This window comes from Variovorax sp. P1_H12_2 (assembly GCF_056405335.1).
The window spans coordinates 1-1,895 of sequence record NZ_JBFUCI010000671.1 but is presented as its reverse complement, the minus strand read 5'-3'; the positions used below and the strand labels follow the sequence as shown (position 1 = coordinate 1,895).

Annotated in this window: 2 protein-coding genes and 1 pseudogene; 2 read left to right on the top strand and 1 reads right to left on the bottom strand. The window is 69.1% G+C overall.

Annotated elements, in window-relative coordinates; genetic code table 11:
* Positions 1-181, top strand: a pseudogene (locus AC1D2K_RS34020) (homoserine kinase); the annotation flags it as partial.
* Between the two features lie 9 nt (positions 182-190).
* The gene (locus AC1D2K_RS34015; protein WP_478094757.1) at positions 191-985 is read left to right on the top strand and encodes a BPSS1780 family membrane protein; all 795 of its coding nucleotides are present in this window, start codon (positions 191-193) and stop codon (positions 983-985) included.
* 131 nt (positions 986-1,116) lie between these two features.
* Here the strand turns inward: AC1D2K_RS34015 and AC1D2K_RS34010 are convergent.
* A partial coding sequence (locus AC1D2K_RS34010) for a 3'-5' exonuclease (RefSeq protein ID WP_478094756.1) occupies positions 1,117-1,895 on the bottom strand: 779 nt, incomplete at its 5' end.

Below are 1,895 nucleotides of genomic sequence, written 5' to 3'. Positions count from 1 at the left end.
GCCCGCCATGCTGCGGGCCGCGGCGCTGCGCTTCTGGATCTCGCGCCTGTGGGACTTCCACCTCCCGCGCGAGGCGAGCATGCTCAAGGCCCACGACCCGACGCACTTCGAGCGTGTGCTGCGGGAACGCGCGCACGCCTCCTTCGAATTTGCGTCCGGCGCCGATGCGCTGGCCGCCTGACCGGATCCGATGAAACTCAATCTCGTGCCCGCGCGTACCGGTGTGCTGTGGGTCCGTAGCGGGCTCAAGGCCTTCGCGAAGCAGCCGCTGGCCTTCATCTCGCTGTTCTTCTTCTTCATGGCGATGGTGTCGATCGCCTCGCAGGTGCCGTTGATCGGCGCCGCCATCGCCCTGATGCTGCTGCCCACCATGACGCTGGGCCTCATGGCGGCGACGCAGCAGGCCTCCGGGCCCGAAAAACCGCCGGCCGGCACCGTGTTCCTGGCAGCGCTCCACGCGATCCGCGCCGATGTGCGGCCGATGGCGGTGCTGGGCGCGCTCTACGCTGCGCTGTTCCTGCTGGTCATGGCGATCTCTGCGCTGGCCGACGGCGGCCAGTTCGCCCGCGTCTACCTGCTCGGCGGCCCGCTCACGCGCGAACTGGCGGAATCGACCGAATTCCAGGTCGCGCTGTGGATCGCCATGGGCCTGTACCTGCCGCTGTCGCTGGCCTTCTGGCATGCGCCCGCACTGGTGCACTGGCACCGCGTGCCGCCGGCCAAGAGCCTGTTCTTCAGCTTCGTGGCCTGCTTCAAGAATTTCGGCGCCCTCACCGTGTTCGGCCTGGCCTGGGTCGGCGTCTTCATCGGCGCCGGCATCGTGCTGAGCCTGCTCGCCAGCCTGCTGGTCGCGGTCGGCGCGATGGGCGCCGGCGAAGGCGCCGCGGCGATCGGCGGCGCCCTGATGATCGGCGGYGCGCTGGTGATGGCCGCGATGTTCTTCACCAGCACCTGGTTCACGTTCAGGGACTCCTTCACGGAATAGGCTCGCCCCCAGGTTGGGCTCACTGCGTGTAGCCCGCCCACCCCCTACCGGGGGCAACACCAGCGGCCCGGCGAAGCCGGTTCCGCGGTGTTTCACCAACGGGCCTGGCTGCGCCGGCCGACCCAACTGGATCAGACAGGCGTGAGTTTGGCGACCGACAAGGCCAACCACTTGACGCCATGGCGCGGGAAATTGACTTGCGCCCGCGCATCGTCGCCGCTGCCTTCCAGCGCGGTCACGGTGCCTTCGCCGAACTTGTTGTGGAACACCTGCATGCCCGAGCGCAGGCCGTGCGACGGCGCGGCCTTCTGGGGCGGCACCGGCGGACTGGCGAAGCTGTCCTTGCTGCTGAAACCGCCCGACCCGCCGCGCGTCGTCGCGTACCCGCCGCCATAGCCGAAAGCCGACGGCGCGAAGCCCTGGTTCTTCGGCGTCAGCCACTTCAGGGCGCCTTCGGGCAGCTCGTCGAAGAAGCGGCTCTTGAGGTTGTAGCGGGTCTGGCCGTGCAGCATCCGGGTCTGCGAATGGCTCATGTAGAGCCGCTGGCGCGCCCGCGTGATGGCCACGTACATCAGCCGCCGTTCCTCCTCGAGGCTCTCGTTGTCGCTCATCGAGTTCTCGTGCGGGAACAGGCCTTCCTCCATGCCGGTGATGAAGACGCAGTCGAACTCGAGGCCCTTGGCGGCATGCACCGTCATCAGCTGCACCGCATCCTGGCCGGCCTGGGCCTGGTTGTCGCCCGATTCCAGCGCCGCATGGGTCAGGAAGGCGGCCAGCGGGCTCAGGGTTTCGCCGGTCTCGGCGTCGGGCGCCAGCGGTTCGTCGAGCAGCGCCCGGTTCGGATCCAGCCCCTGGCTGGCCGGCGACTGGCGCAGTTCGTCGACCGGCAGCGCCACCGCATCGCGGCCAA